The 17,855-nt window shown below is 47.0% G+C and carries 13 protein-coding genes; 5 read left to right on the top strand and 8 right to left on the bottom strand.

The genetic code is table 11. From position 1 onward, the window contains the following. Positions 1 to 54: 54 nt before the first annotated feature. A complete protein-coding gene (locus tag E4N65_RS02795) occupies positions 55 to 1,656 on the bottom strand; it encodes a peptide ABC transporter substrate-binding protein (protein ID WP_044013385.1) in 1,602 nt (533 codons plus the stop codon). Positions 1,657 to 1,829: 173 nt separating this feature from the next. Here E4N65_RS02795 and E4N65_RS02790 point away from each other — a divergent pair, with 173 nt between their 5' ends. From E4N65_RS02790 to E4N65_RS02780, 3 genes are all read left to right on the top strand, one after another. After that, positions 1,830 to 2,735, top strand: a complete 906-nt coding sequence (locus tag E4N65_RS02790) for an alpha/beta hydrolase (RefSeq protein ID WP_044013387.1) — start codon at positions 1,830 to 1,832, stop codon at positions 2,733 to 2,735. Between the two features lie 8 nt (positions 2,736 to 2,743). Further along, on the top strand, positions 2,744 to 3,988 hold the full coding sequence (locus E4N65_RS02785; RefSeq protein WP_044016916.1) for a peptidase U32 family protein: 1,245 nt from the start codon (positions 2,744 to 2,746) through the stop codon (positions 3,986 to 3,988). Between the two features lie 344 nt (positions 3,989 to 4,332). Continuing rightward, positions 4,333 to 5,526, top strand: a complete 1,194-nt coding sequence (locus tag E4N65_RS02780) for a ZinT/AdcA family metal-binding protein (RefSeq protein WP_044013389.1) — start codon at positions 4,333 to 4,335, stop codon at positions 5,524 to 5,526. A 133-nt stretch (positions 5,527 to 5,659) separates the two neighbouring features. On the opposite strand, the gene recG is transcribed toward E4N65_RS02780, so the two are convergent. The 3 genes from recG to E4N65_RS02765 all read right to left on the bottom strand — a co-directional run bounded on the left by recG (position 5,660) and on the right by E4N65_RS02765 (position 11,427). Continuing rightward, positions 5,660 to 7,726, bottom strand: a complete 2,067-nt coding sequence (gene recG / locus E4N65_RS02775; protein ID WP_253673972.1) for an ATP-dependent DNA helicase RecG — start codon at positions 7,724 to 7,726, stop codon at positions 5,660 to 5,662. A gap of 108 nt (positions 7,727 to 7,834) precedes the next feature. Beyond that, positions 7,835 to 8,830: a glycosyltransferase family 2 protein gene (locus E4N65_RS02770; RefSeq protein ID WP_044016918.1), complete on the bottom strand. Its 996-nt coding sequence runs from the start codon at positions 8,828 to 8,830 to the stop codon at positions 7,835 to 7,837. 8 nt (positions 8,831 to 8,838) lie between these two features. Then, positions 8,839 to 11,427, bottom strand: coding sequence for a hypothetical protein (locus tag E4N65_RS02765; RefSeq protein WP_044013393.1), 2,589 nt, complete (start codon positions 11,425 to 11,427; stop codon positions 8,839 to 8,841). Positions 11,428 to 11,692: 265 nt separating this feature from the next. Here E4N65_RS02765 and E4N65_RS02760 point away from each other — a divergent pair, with 265 nt between their 5' ends. After that, positions 11,693 to 12,358, top strand: a complete 666-nt coding sequence (locus tag E4N65_RS02760; RefSeq protein WP_253673971.1) for a DUF2715 domain-containing protein — start codon at positions 11,693 to 11,695, stop codon at positions 12,356 to 12,358. A gap of 195 nt (positions 12,359 to 12,553) precedes the next feature. Here E4N65_RS02760 and E4N65_RS02755 read toward each other — a convergent pair whose 3' ends face one another. Together E4N65_RS02755 and E4N65_RS02750 are read right to left on the bottom strand one after the other, a co-directional pair. Continuing rightward, positions 12,554 to 13,453 carry a hypothetical protein gene (locus E4N65_RS02755; protein WP_253673970.1) on the bottom strand — a complete coding sequence of 300 codons (900 nt, stop codon included), beginning with the start codon at positions 13,451 to 13,453 and terminating at the stop codon, positions 12,554 to 12,556. A gap of 80 nt (positions 13,454 to 13,533) precedes the next feature. Then, complete coding sequence (locus tag E4N65_RS02750) at positions 13,534 to 14,466, bottom strand: LysM peptidoglycan-binding domain-containing M23 family metallopeptidase (protein WP_253674861.1); 933 nt, start codon at positions 14,464 to 14,466, stop codon at positions 13,534 to 13,536. Positions 14,467 to 14,561: 95 nt separating this feature from the next. Between E4N65_RS02750 and E4N65_RS02745 the strand changes: the two genes are divergently transcribed. Beyond that, on the top strand, positions 14,562 to 14,807 hold the full coding sequence (locus E4N65_RS02745; RefSeq protein ID WP_253673969.1) for a hypothetical protein: 246 nt from the start codon (positions 14,562 to 14,564) through the stop codon (positions 14,805 to 14,807). Between the two features lie 168 nt (positions 14,808 to 14,975). Here the strand turns inward: E4N65_RS02745 and E4N65_RS02740 are convergent, their stop codons facing one another. Together E4N65_RS02740 and mutS are read right to left on the bottom strand one after the other, a co-directional pair. Further along, positions 14,976 to 15,146, bottom strand: a complete 171-nt coding sequence (locus E4N65_RS02740; RefSeq protein WP_044013508.1) for a DUF362 domain-containing protein — start codon at positions 15,144 to 15,146, stop codon at positions 14,976 to 14,978. A gap of 63 nt (positions 15,147 to 15,209) precedes the next feature. After that, positions 15,210 to 17,855 carry a DNA mismatch repair protein MutS gene (gene mutS / locus E4N65_RS02735; RefSeq protein WP_253673967.1) on the bottom strand — a complete coding sequence of 882 codons (2,646 nt, stop codon included), beginning with the start codon at positions 17,853 to 17,855 and terminating at the stop codon, positions 15,210 to 15,212.

Genomic DNA, 17,855 nt, shown 5'->3' with positions numbered 1-17,855 from the left:
TTCGGCGGTTGTAAGATTTTGGAAAAACAGAAATGCTTTCCAAAATTATCTTCTTTATTTTACTTTCTTCAGACCAACGTAGGGGTGGATGTCCTGCGGATTGTTATACCAACCTTCCCACTTTGTCGTATCGATGATGTTCTGGCTGACATACGAATACATCGGCAGTAAAGCCTGATCTTGTTCCAACAGGATTGTTTCTGCATCATGCAGTACCTGGAAGCGCTCCGCGCCACCTTTCATTGTGGCAGCTTTGCGGATTAATGCATCATATTCGGCATTGCCATATTGTCCGTTATTATTGCTGCCGTCAGTTAAGAAAAGTTCCAAGAAAGTATTAGGATCCTGATAGTCACCTGTCCATCCTGCACGAGTTATATCAAAATCATGCTGGTTACGCTTGTCGATATAGGTTTTCCATTCATAGTTTTGGATCTTAACCTCAACACCAAGATTTCGCTTCCATGATTCCTGAACATATTCTGCAATCATTTTATGACCTTCCAGCGTATTGTAAATAACCGTCAATGAGGGGAAGCCTTTTCCATCGGGATATCCTGCTTCTGCAAGCAGTTTCTTTCCGAGTTCGGGATCATAGCCTGCGCCTTGCCCCGGTGTATAACCTGCCATCGGGGGAACCATCGAGCGGGTTGCTACCTGACCGGCTTTTGTTACCTTCTCTACCAACTCCTGCCGATCCAGCGCCAGTGTCAAAGCTTTACGTACACGGGCATCCTGGAGCGGACCGCGCTTTACGTTAAAGATGTAGTAATAGGTAGAAAGCTGCGGAGCAACCTGATAGTCGGGCAGCTGCTTTACTTCGTCGATACGGGGTACCGGAATACCGGTATTCCAGTCAAGCTCTCCTGCCTTATACTTTTCGTAAGACGTATTGCTGTCTTCGATTGGCAAGAACGTTATACGAGAAAGATGCACATTCTCTTTATTCCAGTATTTGTCGTTCGGTACAACGGTAATTTTTTCCTGCGGGACCCATGTTTCAAGCACAAAGGGACCGTTTCCCACAAAGTTGCCGGGCTTAATCCAGTCATTACCGAATTTTTCAATTGTGTGCATCGGCATAGGATTAAAGGCATAATGTGCTAACATATCAATAACATAGGGTGCGGGGCCGGTCAGCTGTACTTCGAAGGTTTTATCATCGACAGCCTTAATTGCAACAGCGGAAGCATCTGCCTTACCGGTATTATACTCCTCAGCTCCTTTTACAACCATGTTGATCATAAATACATACTGAGAGCCTGTTTCCGGTGCCAGCATACGCAGCCATGAATCGACAAATGTCTTTGCGGTGATCGGTGTTCCGTCGCTCCACTGTGCATTCCGTAAGTGGAAGGTATAGGTCATACCGTCTTCGCTGATATCCCATGATTCCGCAACGCCCGGTACTGCAGTACTGGTTTTCGGATCATAGCCTACCAAACCTTCAAACAATGCCATATTGATGCGGTGCTCGGGTACGCCCTGAATTTTTGCGGGATCCAAGCTCTGCGGCTCAGCGCCGTTACCGAGAATAAATTCGGCTGCAGCGTTATTGGCTGCTGATCCCTTTTCACCGCTCTGCCCACCGCAGCTTGCCAAAATCAGCGCTGCGCCTACCAAAGCAGTTAATAAGCATATCATCTTGTGCTTCATACTCTACTTCTCCTTTTAAGTTATAGTGAGTGATATTATTTGATTATACATAATCTTATCATTGTATCAAGTATATTTATACAATAAATCTGAAAAAACCGTATATTTTTGCATTTTTTTCAGAATTGCTCTATAGACTAGCATTATCAAGGAAGATTTTGTATACTACCGCGATGGATGGGACAAATTCACTACGGAAAATACAAAAAGTATTTAAAAAGACCTTGTATTCCCCTAAAGTACCGTTAAGTACTATTCGGGAGGAATATGATTCCTTTTTTTATTCGCCGTATCTGCCGAACAATACGGATATAACGCGCGATACGATCGGTTCGGTGCCGGTAGAAATATTGAAACCCGAAGTTGCAGCGGCAAACCGTGTTATTCTTTATGCACATGGGGGATCCTTTGTAAATGGGTCGTGCAAGGCTTCACGCAATTTTTGCGCTTCGTTTGCTCATGAATGTGCGTGCAAATTATTTTTGCCGGAGTACCATCGCGCGCCGGAATATCCTTTTCCTGCCGGCTTGGAGGATATCTTTATTACCTATCGAGAAATACTGAAAAAATACGATTTTCCTCCGGAATCGGTCGTTATTGCAGGGGATGAGGCGGGAGCAAATTTGGCAGTCGCACTTGTTCACTATTTAAAACAGAAAAAGCTCCCCCAACCTGCTGCGCTCGTACTCATTTCGCCGTGGCTGGATGTTTCATGCTCAAACGAAGAAATGCATACGTTACAAAAGTCCGATAAATTTTTGATGAAAGAATCATTTCAGGCAGTGGCCGGACGCTATACTGCAGCTGACAATTTTCAGAACCCGCTGGTATCTCCGCTTTACGGTTCCTTTGCAGGTTTCCCTCCGATATTTATTCAGTGCGGCGGTAAGGAAATTCTCTTAGCAGATGCAAAGGCTCTCACACAGAAGATTGAAGCGGCCGGCGGACAGGTGCAGTTAGATATATGGCCTGAGATGTGGCATTTCTTTCAGGCGATGGATGCACAGGCAAAAGAAGCTCACTTAGCAGTAGAAAAAATGGGACAATGGGTGCAGTCTCTTTTTATTGAGGAAGAATGATCAACATGATGGAATTGGTAGCCCCTGCCGGCAATCTGGAAAAACTGCACTACGCGTGGGAATACGGAGCGGATGCCGCCTATATCGGCCTCAAAAATTTTTCCTTGCGGGTAAAAGCAGATAATTTTTTTACCGACGAATACAAAACTATCAGCGCACTGAAAGAGCACTATGCAAAACAGGGAAAACCCAAGAAGCTGCTCTGTGCACTGAATATTTCTTTTCATAATGAGGATATTAAGGCCTTTTTGGCAGAAGCCGATTATTTTAGGCTCTACCCTATCGACGCCTTTATTATTCAGGATATCGGAATGGTTTCCGTATTACGCAAACATTTTCCCGATACACCGATCCACCTCAGCACACAGGCAAACTGTATCAACTATGAAGCGGTGCGGGTATACCGCGACTTGGGATTTAAACGCGTGGTACTCGGTAGAGAGGCCTCGCTTGCCGATATTGCCGAAATAAAAGCGCACGTACCGGAGATGGAGCTTGAATGCTTTGTGCACGGTGCAATGTGCATTGCGTATTCGGGGCGATGTCTTATCAGCGCATACCTTACCGGCCGCAGCGCGAATGCAGGAGCCTGCACCCACTCCTGCCGGTGGGACTATTCGCTTGCCGTTGAAGAAAAAGAGCGCCCGGGAGAATACTTTCCCGTAGAAGAGGGCGACGGCTATACGGCGCTGTTTTCGTCTAAAGACCTCTGCATGATAGACTACCTGACCGACTTGAAAAAGGCAGGGGCAGATGCGCTTAAAATAGAAGGAAGAATGAAAAGCCTCTATTATACAGCGCTCGTTACCCGCGCCTACCGGAAACGGATCGACGCCTTATTCGGCAAAATCTCCCCGGCCGAAGCTGAGCCCTTTGTGAAAGAGCTGTACAATACGGCGCACCGTGCGTTCGGTACCGGCTTTTATTTTTCAAAGGATGATGCCAATAAAACAACCCGCGGGGAATCCAAGTCGCCGTATAGCATGGCCGGTACCATCGGGAAAGAACTCGGCGGCAACCGCTACGAATTCATATCGATGAATAAGATTACCGCAGATATGCCGCTTGAATATATCGGCCCCGACATCTGCGCAATCGAAGACTGCAATTACACCCTGCTCGACCCCGAAACCGGCGCTACCCGCGACTGGGTATGCCACGGACATCCCTGCATTATCGAAACGAACGTACCGCTGCGCAGCGGTTTTATTGTGCGTACGAAAAACCGTGAAAATTCGGAAACGACCGCATAGGCCTTATAGATTATGTTTTTTATACAGCGTAAATCAAAGTACTATATCGAACGATCTGTTAGAAACGGTTGACATTTTAATTACAGTTGATTATGATAGATTCACATTATACAGCTATGAATCAGCTATGTGTGTAGTAGATGGTATTCCTCCCAAAAATAAGTGTTAGAGCGGTCTTATAAGTCCCCATAAGGCCGCTCTTTTTTTATTCGGCGGTATTTGTGTCTTCCTGCCGATTTAATACCATGGCGCTCTGCATCGGGATTATGGATTATACAATCTGTCAGCAGTAGTTGACATTTTTTACGATTTTTGTAAGTATAGGCAAACATTAGGAGGTTTAGATGTTATCTAAAAAACATATCGTATACGGAGCGGCGGTATTGCTGCTTGCCGTATTTTTTACCGGATGTAAATCGACATCCGCAGCTGCAAAGCTCGAAGCGGGAAATGAACTTTCTGCGTGGAAGGGCGAATGGCAATCCTTTAGTGCGATTTCCGGCGCGACTCAGCTGAACGACGCATATAGAACGCAAGCGGAAAAGATGCCGTACTATACCGAAGACGGATTAAAGGCAGCAGTTTCCAATATGTTTGCAACACCGATTGCAAAAGTCAAGTTTGACGGTTCTAATACCGTATTGTTTACCGTAATGGACAAAGACGGTAATGAAAAACAAATTCCGTGCGAATACCGTTATACCGGAATGAAACCCATGCAAGGGTTTGAAGGCCATTCATGGTATGCATTTGAAGCGATCAAACCGGTACAAGGCTTAGCGGAAGCGCAATATTTTATTATCGTACCTCCGCATCGAGATTCCGAAGACAGCTTATTGCACTGGCACGCACGGTTCGGCAGCAGAGACATTAAGTCACTGGTAGAAAGCGATCCGCTCTGGTGGCCGACCTACGCCGATACGGCAGTCTCGAACGAAAACCTGTTAAAAGAAATGACCGATACGATTAAGGAAGTTGCGGAGATGTTGCCGAAAGCTCCTCTTATGCCGTATACGGGTAAATGGATCAACACTGCACTGATCTATGACGATCCGCGTCCCGCCGTTCAGGCAGCGTACGCAAAGCTCATTAAAGAATTTTCCGGAAAGAAAGACGGCAGCGACTTTACCAAAGAAGAAATCATTAAGATGGCAAAGAAAAGCTACGGTACTGCTTCCGATTTTACACACCTTGAATTCGTTACCGGAAACGATAAAAACGAAATGGTTGTATGGAAAGGTATGACCGAACTTTCGAGAGTTGCTTACAGCCGTGACGGCGCTAATAAACTGCGCGCTACGGCAAATGCATTTGTTGCATCCGACCGGCAAAAAGCGGGAAAATTCGCCTTTTTATCGATGACGACACCGCACGGCAGTCCCGCGCACATGCATGTATGGTACGGTATGAAGCCGAGCGAAATCGAAAAGACGGACGGTAAAAAGCCGACCTGTATTCCGGCAGACAGCTCTGAAGAACTGGTTGCAAAGCGCGTACTCGATACATGTCGTAAGCTTTTAAGAGAGGCGACAAAATAACCTGATGAAGAGTAGGAATTTATTTCTCCCAAAATAAGTTTTTGAGCGGTCTTATATATCCCCATAAGGCCGCTCTTTTTTTATTCGGAAGCATTTGCAGTAAACCTGTTCGACAATGCGGTTATCGAACAGGTCAAGCATTTGAGTTTTCCCGTTGAGCTAATCCGCGCTGCGCGGCAAGCATTTCGAAGGCGGCGATGCGGGCTTTTTCCAATAGCGCAAAGTCGCGGATGGGATCGGCAAGTTCAAAACCGCAATAGCCGGACTGCTCAACGCCGCCGATGTCTCCCGGCCCCCGCAGCTTTAAATCTTCTTCCGCAATGACAAACCCGTCAGCCGTGCTTGCCATCACCTTGAGCCGCGCCATACCGGTTTCGGTGATATTTTTCCCATAGAGTAAAAAGCAATAGGATTGCTCGCTGCCCCGCCCGATCCTACCCCGCAGCTGATGCAGCGCCGAAAGGCCGAAGCGGTCGGCGTGTTCGATGACCATACAGGTGGCGTTCGGCACATCGACGCCGACTTCAATAACGCTGGTAGCCACAAGGATGTGAATAGCTCCTGCTCGGAACTCCTGCATAATAGCCCGCGCTTCGTCTTCCGGCACCTTGGAATGCAGAAGCGCAAGCCGGTGATGGGGAAAATCCCGCGTCAGCTCCGCGAACATATCTTCCGCCGATTTAAGGCTGAGCGTCTCCGAATCTTCGATAATCGGGTACACAAAATAGGCTTGCTTCCCGGCAAGGATATCCTGCCCGATAAAATAATACACTTTTTCGGCCTTGCTTTCGGGAGCAACGTATGTAATCACCGGCTTGCGCCCGGGAGGCATCGTTTTGATGACGGAAATGTCGAGGTCGCCGAACATCGACAGCGCAAGCGTCCGCGGAATAGGCGTCGCGCTCATCATCAAAAAATGCGGAGCCTTTTTTCCGCTGTCGATGCCTTTTTGGATAATTGCAGAGCGCTGGAGTACGCCGAAGCGGTGCTGTTCGTCGATAACAACCATACGCAGGTTTTTATACAGCGTCTGTGCGGAAAAAAGGGCGTGCGTACCGATGATAAGGTCGATATTACCGGAGGCGAGCTGCTGTAAAAGCTGAGAGCGTCCCGCCGCTTTGAGGTTACCGGTTAAAAAGGCGAGCCGTACGCCGAGCGGTTCCAAAAGCTTTGCCGCGTTATCGGCGTGCTGCCGTGCCAGCAGCTCAGTCGGCGCCATCAGCGCCGCCTGTCCGCCGCCCTCTATCACTTTTAAGCAGGCTAAAAATGCAACAAGGGTTTTTCCCGAACCGACATCACCTTGAATAAGACGGGCGGCGGGCGCCGTTCCGTCGAGGTCGGCGTTAATCTCTGCAGTAACGGTGTGCTGGTCTGCGGTAAGCGTAAACGGCAGACGTGAGATCAGCTCCTTTTGCAGCGGACTGTAGGCGTACTGCAGCGCCGCCGGTTGAGCCGTACCTTCCGAAGCGTCATCCCGCACCGCCGTACGCGGCAGCACACCGCGCCGCTCAAGCGCACGCATACCGACAGCTGCCTCGTACAGGAAGAACTCCTCAAAGATGAGCGCGGTACGGGCGTTTTCCGCCTCCTGCATGGAAGAGGGGCGGTGCATTGCAAACAACACGGTTCTTTTATCGGGATAGCCGTATTTATTTAATACATCGGCGGGAAGTTCGGAGTCGATGCCCCGCGCATACGAATTAAGCGCCTGCTCGATGAGCTTGCGCAGCTTTGTCTGGGTAAGCCCCTGCGTTAGCGGATACACCGGCAAAATACGGCGCTCCGCCGTATCGTATTGTTCTATATCAAACGAACTCGATTGGATAGCCCCGTATTTAACGGAAAAACTTCCGTAGACCAACGCCTTTGTACCTTCGGGAAACGATTTCTCTAAAAAAGGCCGATTAAAGCACGCAAGCTCGCCGCGGGTTCCTTCGGAATCGCAGACAATCAACTTGAGCGTTTTCATACGCCCGTAGCCGAACCATTGCTGATCCATAATCGTTACCGGAACATTCAATTTATGAAACGCATTCCATTCGCTGAGCGTATTATACCTGCTGCGGTCTTCCCATGCGCGCGGCCAGAGCCGTAGTAGATCACCGACCGTCGAGATCCCCAGCCGATTCAGTTGTTCAACAGTTGTTTTCCCCGCCCCATACAAATTTGACACGGGTGTTTGAATTTCTCCAATCAGCATAGGGGCAGTATACCACAAGAAAAAGCCTTACGGCGAGATGTTTCGCCACATGACGAAGCAAATACATCGGAGTGTTTTTAATAGCTCCTGCAAAACGAACCAAAATTCTTAATTACGTACCCCTATTCCCCACCATTCATCGAGCATTGCTCGCGCTTCTTCCTGTAATACAGGAGTAACGCAGGCTTCCAGCTGTTTGAGGTTATCGGTACGGTATGTGCGTCCGAGGGCTTTGACTGCTTTGCGTATTTCGCTGCCGATGGAGGGGTGGTCATCCAAATAAGAAAGGATAATGGTAAACACCGAAGCAGCGGAGCATACTTTTTCCCATTCGGCAAGGTCGGAGATTTCTTTGCGGGAAGTAACGCCGGTGTTGATGCAGTAATTGTAGACAATATCGGGAATACCTCGATATTTATCCGCATATAAGGCAATAAAAAAGTAGGTAAGAACGTCTTCCGCCATAGTGCAATAGGTAAAGGGAATGGCTGCGTAGGCCTTTTGAACAAGATTAGTTTTAAAAAGTTTGCCCCACAAAAAGTCCGAATAGAGGCGTTTTATCAGAAATCCGTGCATAATTGCATCGCCATGTAAAACACCCTCGTATACGTTTTGAGCTCTTCGTACAAAAACGGCAACACGTGCTTCCGGTTCCCCTTCCGTACCGAATACCGCTGCCTTTCCATGCACAATATCCGCGCCGGACGCACAGGCGGCATCGTACAGTATATGGAGAGCCTTTGGAGGCAGCTCATCATCGGAGTCGGCAAAGGCGATGTATTCCCCCGATGCAGCGTTTACCGCTGTCCGGCGTGCTTCCACCAGCCCAAGGTTCTTCCCGTGTTCCAAAAACACGAACGGCAGCCCCTGCGCATTAAATCGCTTTGCGTATATTTTAACAATACTCCGCAGTTCTTTTGTGCCCGGGCTGCCGTCGTTGACAATAATAGTTTCAACCAGCGGTGCATCCGCCTGTTGTAACACTGTGTCTAAAAACCGCCCGACCAGCCCCTCCGTCCCGTACACCGGAACGCAGAGGCTGACAAGCGGCTTGTGCTGCGCTGCACGCCCGAAGCGCACTGCGCAGCGTTGGCGAAAAGTCATCTTACGGGTTATTTCCACTCAAAACCGGAACCGGGACATAACTCCATAGAGAATTTACCACCGGCTTCCTTTTCTTCCGGTGAGTTCAAATTTCCGTCTAAATCGTATTCCAAAACTTTATTGTCACTCTGAGGATCAGGCAGCGGACTCAGCGCCCCCGAAGTATTTCCTCCTACAGCATAAGCTCCATCCGAAGCAATGACGAGCTTTTTCGGCTTAACAGCGATAAAGCGGTAAAATCCATAGCTGACTCCCGGATCCGTACCATCCGGAGGTATGGGACTCTTTTCATGCACTTTCTCTGCGTCACCGGAGAACAATGTTTTTGCAGTTTCAGCGATTTTATACAGTATTCCACTGCTCTTAAATTCATCAATTCCATAATAGGAAAAAGCCGGATCGCCATATTTCATATTCTTCTCTAGCTTTGATGTAATAGCATACAACACACCGTTAACTATTCGCAGATCATTAACAGTGTTATCAATTTTCGTATATTGCGGATAGGGACCACTAGGTTCCGTAGGAGTCAATTGAAGTTCTCCGACAGTAATTGCTCCTTTATCGGCTCCGTCCTGCTTGGCGTATTTCTTTACCGATAATGTATAACCGGCAGGAGATATGCTTATTGTCCTTACACCGACAAACACCCCATCATTATTTGCGGCAAGTGCGGTAACTTTTTCACTTGCCGGAACTGTGATACTATAAGTCTCAGCCTCGGCATCCGGAAAGTCTTCATAACCGGAGGCGTGCCCCCATTTAAACCTTTTTATAGTATGCGGACTACTACTATTCGCCTCTGCATAATATAAATAATTTTCCCCATTGGAAATATCTACAGCAATAGCAGCAATAGTAGTCGATGTTCGTAAATCCAAGTCTCGAGCCGAAGTCTTATCGTACGAACCGTCTTCTTTCAGTGCAAAGCGTCTTACCGTGCAATATAAACTGTTGTCTTTCCACAGTATATACAGATTACCGTCTTGGTCATAGCAGAACACATCGGTAGGAGCAGTAGTCTGTTCGCTGGAAAACCAGAACTGATCGTCAGGAATTGTTGGGCAAGGTGTGTTCGCGTTATCGGCGAGCCAATATTTCATACCATAATAGTTAGGCACAGTAACACCGTTATCGCTTTTCTCCCACAACAGTATCTTCGTATTGGGGAGCTTGTACTCAGGTTTTTGCTCATACCACGTTGCACCCGCATCTTTGAAAGTTACCCCATGAGTTTTCCGATTAAGCACAGCGATACGGTTTTTGTTGGCGGTTATATGCCAGTTCTCATTTATATAGGCAAAATCAACTCCATCGTCTGCGATGTACAGGTTGTCCTCATCGCTGCCGATAAAGCCTACCGGATTGGAAAAATACCGTGTATCAAATGTAATAACGGGATCAGTTCCGCCGGCTTTTGGATTAAGCCCCTTAACGCCTTTTTGTTCAAGAGTGCCGTTGTCTTTATACGCACACTGCACAACCGACCCCACCATATACCACTGGTTACCCGCTACGCTATTCTCGCTGAGCAGGCAATACACATTGTCTTCGTCGGCAAAAAGGCCTGTACAGTTAGTGAGGTTATTGCCGAAAACGGTATCTGTACGCAGTTTAGGAAGATTTAGACTCGCAGCATCAGGTCCTCCAACCGGCTTAAATTGTAATCGCTTACGCCCCGGATGAGCAGGCAACTCTTCAATTTTAAACTTACAGGCATACAAGGTAGTGCCATACACCACAAATAATACATCATCATAAACTGCCGCAGCACTAACATTAGGGGATGAAACAGGAATCGGGAAGCTGTCCTGTACGATATATTCAAACGAATGGTCTTCTTTTTCTTTGAGGCAATAAACGGTACTACCGTCAAACAAAAAAATGTAGTTATGTTTTACATCAATCGCCATATTCGTTATCGTATCGATAGTAGAGGGCGGCAGTGCATCGACAATCTTATCGTGAAATCCGGTATCGGTACCGCCATTCCCTTCTACATCGATACGCCGTAAATGAGTAGTCTGGGTAACCGAGTGCTTATTCCGATACAGTACATATATTCTGCCGATACTGTCCCGTGCAATAACAGGGTGAACATCATGATGCGCACTATGCTCGATAGGAATATTCTTTAAAAGCTGTTCACCGCTTTCCAGCTTGAGAGATGCCGCACGTCCGGCACCGTTTATAAGGATATTCCGCATGATCTTCGGTGTTTTAGACAGCTTTACGAAAATTAAATTGTCCCCTGCCGTAACGGTGTGTTCTTCTGAACCGCGCCACTCGCCTGCCGCCGTTGTAACCTTCACTTCTATAGTAATTTCCGTACCGACGGGAAGTTGAAGCATTACATCTGTCCTGTGTTCTGCATCTACCAACTTATGCCCATTTTCATCGGTAACGGTGATTGTTGTATTATCTTTGTGAAAAATAGGCAGTCCTGCCGCATCAACTGAACGGGCTGCTCCCCCGCCCCCAATAACAACCCGTACGGTGCCGGTATCTCCGTCGGTAAGCATACCGTTACATGCCGTAAATACAAGGCACAGTACTGCAAAAAGAATACTGACAGAGTTCACATACAGCTTTTTCATATCCTACCTCCTCGTACTAGTCTTTAGGCTTTATCATAGAATTAAATATGCTATCTTTTTAAGTACCCACACTTTACCCTTTTTTTTAAATATAGTATACACCGTTTTCGATAAAAACACAAACACAAATCGTGAGTATACGGGACAAACCGCCTTTCATAGGGATTCCGGCCGGTGCGTTTGCCCTGTAGTGTTTCATTGACTGAAACAAGCAAAAATGCCATACTTGCGCTAACTTTATACCTTTTTAGGAGGATTATAAGATATGAAGAAAAGACTTTGTATGCTCTGTTTACTCACCGTATTTTCGGTAGGTTTTCTTTCCGCTAACGTAAAGATGAACCTTGAGCTCGGCCCGGTGTACACCTATTTTGGCAGCCGCGAGCCTTCCGGCAGCGGACACAAATCATGGACAGCTCATACCGGCGGTTTGAATATACTGTTCGGCGTCGAATTTATTCAAAATTTCGGAGTATACGGAACTGCAAATTTTGCTTTCGGAAAGGACTATTGGTATAAGACTTCATACCCACGGTCATATTCAGGAAACTTGATAGATGCAGACTTAACCTATGCAATCGACAGCCAGTTCGGGTTCTTCTACGTATTCCACCCCGTAAAGAATCTGGATTTAAGACTCGGTGCCGGACTCGGCATCGGCGGAAGCGGGCGAAACTACCCTGAGGGGTCAGACAAAAAGGAAAAATCACAGGTCAATATCGGCGGCGGCGTCGATTTGAATATTTCTTATATGTTTACTAAAATGGTCGGAATCTACGGCGGCGTGTCGGATACTTTATATGCCCCCGTATACACGAAAACTAAAACAAAACATAGTAACGGTTCCATCGGTACACAAGAAGATCCATACGTATCCGGCAAGATTGCCAATTCATTAAATATCAAAGCAGGAATAAGATTAGTATTTTAAAAGCAGCCTATCCGCCTTCATATCCTTATTACGCCGCAGCGCTTTAGAGGAATGAAAGCGGGTGCACAAAAAAAAAGCCGGTTAAAGAACCGGCCCGCCGTCTGGCTATCGGCCGGTTAATGGGTGGGAGGGGAACTAACCGGCCGATACTCTATATATCGGCTTTGATGTACTAAACCTTAATGCATTTCAATTTTAATTTGTAATTTCCTGCAAGAGAACATCCATCGTCATCGTCATTTCGTAGGTCTTTCCTTCCTCAACGGTAATTTGACGGGTGAGTTCATACGTTCCCATCTTAAAGACAACGGTATGCACACCTACGGCAACCGGCAGCGGTTCTTTTGAAAGCGTTATCTCTTGATTATCAAGAAACACTGCAGTGTGTTCGGGTGCTTGTATGTGCAGTAACGGCGTAATAGATTTCAACTGAACTTCCAGCTGCGTGATTTTTCCCCGCTCGACAATACAGGAGCGCATTTCGGTTCGATACGCATCCGAACTGATACTTACCGAATACGTTCCCGGCAATAACAGCTGCAAATCTTCGAACTGTGTAAGATATTCGTTATTCAGCTGCACGGTAATCGGTTTTTGTTCCTTTTCGGGAAATTGAAGCTTCAGCTTTAAGCCGCCTTCAGCAATCAGAAGGGGGCGGATGATAACCGTAAAAGAGGCTTGCTCAAAATCGTCAGGCAAGCCTTTCATAACAGGACTCAGCCGCAGCATAATAGGACTTACACCAATGAGGCCTGTATACGGTAAGAGTTCGCTATTCTTTATGTGCTTAAAAGTATAGTCTTTTTTTACCGGAATCCTCAGAATATGCGAAAACCTATTCGGCAGCAGCGCCGTGCTGATCTTTTTTGCAGAATAGTCGATATATTTCTTTGAAGGTTGCGGTTTTATATCGGTATACACCGTATAGGCGATGGAATTAGGATAATTCATACTTGCCTTATCCTGCTTTATTTCAAGTTCTATCCCTTCCAAAAACAAAAAACCGCTTTTAACCGCAAATGAAACAGCGTCATTATAACCGATAGTAAGCGATACGGGTTCAAACGCATCCCTGTCAAAGACATACGAATGCATATTACCGACCCTAAAGCTGTCAGCGTAAAAAAAAGAAACGGCAAAAAAGAAAAAATATGATGTTATACACAAGAGCTGCTTCATGACTTTGCTTTCTTTGTATCAATGAAAAGAGACGGATTCTTTGCCTTTCCTTGCTCGCGTACCTCAAAGTGTAGATGAGGCCCCGTGGAAAGACCGGTAGAACCGACATACCCTATTACTATACCTGATTTTACCTTTTCATACAAGCGGGCTTGAACCTTGCTGAGATGTCCGTACAGACTTTCCCTGCCGTCATCATGGCGTATCAGGATGTAATTGCCGTAGATATTGCTGTATGCAATTTCAATAACCGTACCTGCTGCACAGGCATAGACAGGACTTCCGGTTGGAGCGGCAAGATCGATGCCTGCATGGTAGGTTGATTTTCCGGTAAAAGGGCTTTTCCGCATACCGAAGTCTGATGTAACAACGGCATGCTGCAACGGAAACCGATAGAACGGAACAAAAAAGAAGCTGCGCACGGTGCTGTCAAGCATCGCATTTGGAAAACATTCTACCCGTATCTTTTTCTCGGGATTTGCAGCGGAAGGGAGCGTAATGGAAAAGGATTCGGTTTTAAGCTTTTTACACAGCGCTTCGGTCAATTTTTCGATATCGGAAACCGCTTTTTCGGGAAGATAGAGCGCCGGTAAAGCCGGCAGCAAGAGCATTTTGCCTGAAATATCGGTTTTGACGGATTCGATACCGTTTAAAGTGATCAATGCATCATAAGGAATACTGCATCGGGCAGCGATTCGGATAATGGTATCCTCTTTTCGTGCTCTATAGCGGTAAAATTGCAGGGGTAATTCATGGGCGGTTTTTCCGGCTGCAAGCGCTTTCCGTGCATAGAGGACATCATCGCTATATTGCTGAAAAATATGATTTTGCGGAGACAGCTCCGGTATCAGCGGCAGTTCCGCGTACTGGGCTGCCGCAACAATATGAATAAAAAAGATAAATGCGCAGCAGAGCGGAAATTTTTTCATCACCGGAAGCGCTATATCCGGTCTTCCGAAAACCCAAAGGCTACGAAACCGTATAATATAAACGAGAGGATAAGCACCGAAAAGGCTAAGATACGATGATAAGCAAAAATAAATACAAAGAAGAGGATCAATCCTCCGAAGAGAATGAGCTTTTTTATGAGCGAATAGAGGAATCTTCGCGGATGGGCTTTATAGCTTTTTATACTGCGCTTAACAATAAAAAACAACAGAAGGGCGGAAAAAAGCAAAAGACTGATAGCGGTATACGTTTGTGTGTACCGCGTTGCCAACAGCCAAAGCGGATAGACAATGCAAAAGCTGAAAAGGAGGCAGCCTCCTAAAAGTAAAACAAATGTACACACCTTCAAAAATAGGGACTTATAACCGGCCGCTATTTTATGAAAATACTCTTTCACGCTTTAAACCTTTTACAATAAAATAGTAGCGGCAGCCTGTGCATACCGAACCGTTGAGAGCGGTTCCAGAACTGCCGCCAAGAAACCTACACGTTATTCTTCGGAAATTGCTTCCGTAGGACAAACGCCGGCACATGCACCGCAGCTGATGCAAGCATCAGCATCGATAACTCGTGCGCCATTTGCTTCACTGATAGCACCTACGGGGCATTCGCCCTCGCATGCACCGCAATTGACGCAAGCATCGGAGATCTTATAAGCCATAATCATACTCCTTGATATGTGTGATGCCCGTATCATAATCAGAACGGCTGAAAATTGCAAGCATCAGGAGTACCCGGCAAAGAGCGTTTTTTTCCAACGGGTAATCATTTGCAGCGCTTGAAGCGGCGTAATTTCGTCGGCGTTTGTAGAAAGGATTTCGTTTATAACCATTTCTTCATCACTAAAGAGATTCTTTTCCGGACTCGTTTTCTTCTTCGCCGGTACGGTAAAGTCCGTAGGTATGGTAGTACCGGGCACTTGTGCGTTCAGCAGCTCCGTCGCCCGCCGGATAACCGTTTCCGGCAGCCCGGCAAGTTCCGCAACGTGCACCCCGTATGAATGGGCTGCGATCCCTTCGATAACCTTCTTTAAGAATACGATTTTTCCTTCGGTTTCCAATACATCCAAACAAAGCTTTTGCAGCCGCGGATGGACAAGTTGAGCCAGCTCATGGTAATGGGTTGCAAAGAGGGTTTTTGCACCGATCGTATGCAAAAGATATTCGCTTACCGCCCGCGCAATTGAAAACCCGTCCCCCGTCGAAGTACCTCTACCGATTTCATCCATAATAACGAGGCTGTTAACCGAGGCATTCCGCAAGATATAGGCAGTTTCGGTCATTTCGACGAGGAAGGTAGATTCCCCACGGGCGAGGTTATCGCTGGCGCCAACCCGGCAAAAAATACAATCGACGGGGGTAAGCAGCGCTCTTTCAGCCGGCACAAAAGAACCGACCTGTGCAAGCAGTGTAATGAGGGCAGTCTGCCGCAAGAAGGTGCTCTTACCGGCCATATTAGGCCCGGTAATAAGCGCAAACGAAGGGATATCAGAAGCGGCAGAAGAAGAAAGCCGTATGCTATTCGGCACGAATTCGCCTGTAGGCAAGTGGTTTTCTACGACAGGGTGCCGCCCTTCGCAGATATCCAAAATCCCGTCGGCGGAAAATTCCGGTTTTACCCATGCATGAAGCGCTGCGGTATATGCAAAGGATTGAAGCACATCCAATTCTGCAATTTCTTTTGCAAGAAGATGCAATAGTTCAATTCGATTATATACTTCCGTATGTACTGCAAAAAACAGCTCTTTTTCGCAGGCGATAATGTTTTCGCCGACATCGTTCAGCTTTGTTTCAAGCTTACTTAAAGCCTCCGTCGTAAAGCGGTCGGCAGTTGTCAGCGAGCGGCGTCTAATAAAATGCTGAGGAATCTCCGCCGTTTTAAGGCTGCCGTGGGTTACCTCAAGGAAATAACCGCTTAACCGGTTATACTTGATTTTTAAGTTTTTAATCCCCGATTTTTCCCGCTCTTTTTCCAAATAGTTTTCCAAAAGCTTATTGGCGTTATCCCGCGTATCGCGCAGTTCATCCAGTTTTTTTGACCAGCCCTGCTTAATCAGTCCGCCTTCTGAAAGGACAATCGGGCAATCTTCGGCGATGCTGTTATCCAGAAGCGTATAGATCCCCTCCATATCATTGCTCAGTTTTTGCGGCAGCTGTAAAAAAAAGAGGCCGTTCCTTTTGCTCAGCCGGGCAAGTTCGATGCAGGCTTTAAGGCTCTGCTTAATTCCTAACAGATCCTTTCCGTGAGCCCGCTGCATGGCAACCCTGCCGGTAAGCCGGTGGATATCAAGCACTGCCGCAAGGGTATTCCGCACGGCAGCGAGCGCCTTTTCATTGCGGAAAAGCAGCGTCGTTTTATCAAGCCGTGCGTTTATTTCTTCGGCGGTTCGCAGCGGATGGTAAAGCCAGTGCCGCAAAAGGCGCGTCCCCATTGCCGTCTTTGTATAGTTGACGGTTTCAAACAGGGTAAAAGAATCCGTATTGTCATGCAGATTTTGCAGCAGCTCAAGGTTTTTACGGGTCGCATCATCCATCATCACAAAATCAGAGTCGCGGTATACCTTTATGCCTGTAATATGGGGCAGCGCCGCTCCTGTCGTTTGCTCCAAATACTGAAGCAGCAGCCCTGCCGGCGGTAATTCGGGAGATGCAGCCGTTAAGGAAAAGGATTTAAGGGTTTCGGTACCGAAGCACGCACACAGCCGCTTTTCTGCGGACACGGCGGAAAAATGCCAGTCGGGATAGAGGTTTTGCAGCATCTGCGGATATTCTCCGCACAAGGTTTTTAAATCCGGCACCGAATCGGCCAGCGATATTTGAATAAGGATTTCCCGCGGCTGTACACGGCCGAGTTCTTTTTTGAATTGCTCTGTAAAATCGGCACGCGGAAAAGAAGTAGCAAAGAATTCTCCCGTACTGACGTCAAGATAGGCAAACCCGATAAATACGTCTGTAACGGCGCCGCAAGTAATTTCTTTCGGTGTACAGTAAACGGCGGCAAGGTAATTATTTTGTCCTTGATCAAGAAAATCTTCCCCCGTAGCGGTACCGGGGGTAATCACTTCTACAATCTTTCGTTCGGTCAGTTCTCCAGGGACGACCTCCGAAACCTGCTCGCAAATCGCAATTTTTTTTCCGGCGCGCAGCAGACGCGCAATATAAATACGTGAAGCGTGATAAGGAATGCCGCACATAGGACTTCCCGTCCGCTGTGTCAGCGTTAAATTCAGCAGTTTGCTCACCTCGATTGCATCATCATTGAACATCTCATAAAAATCGCCTAAGCGAAAAAAGAGAACAGCATCTCTATACTGCGCCTTTATTGAGAGATACTGCTGCATCATCGGGGTGAGCGACGCCGGTTTTGTCAT

Source organism: Treponema sp. OMZ 855, assembly GCF_024181145.1.
GTDB lineage: Bacteria > Spirochaetota > Spirochaetia > Treponematales > Treponemataceae > Treponema.
This window is presented reverse-complemented; position numbering and strand designations above follow the sequence as displayed.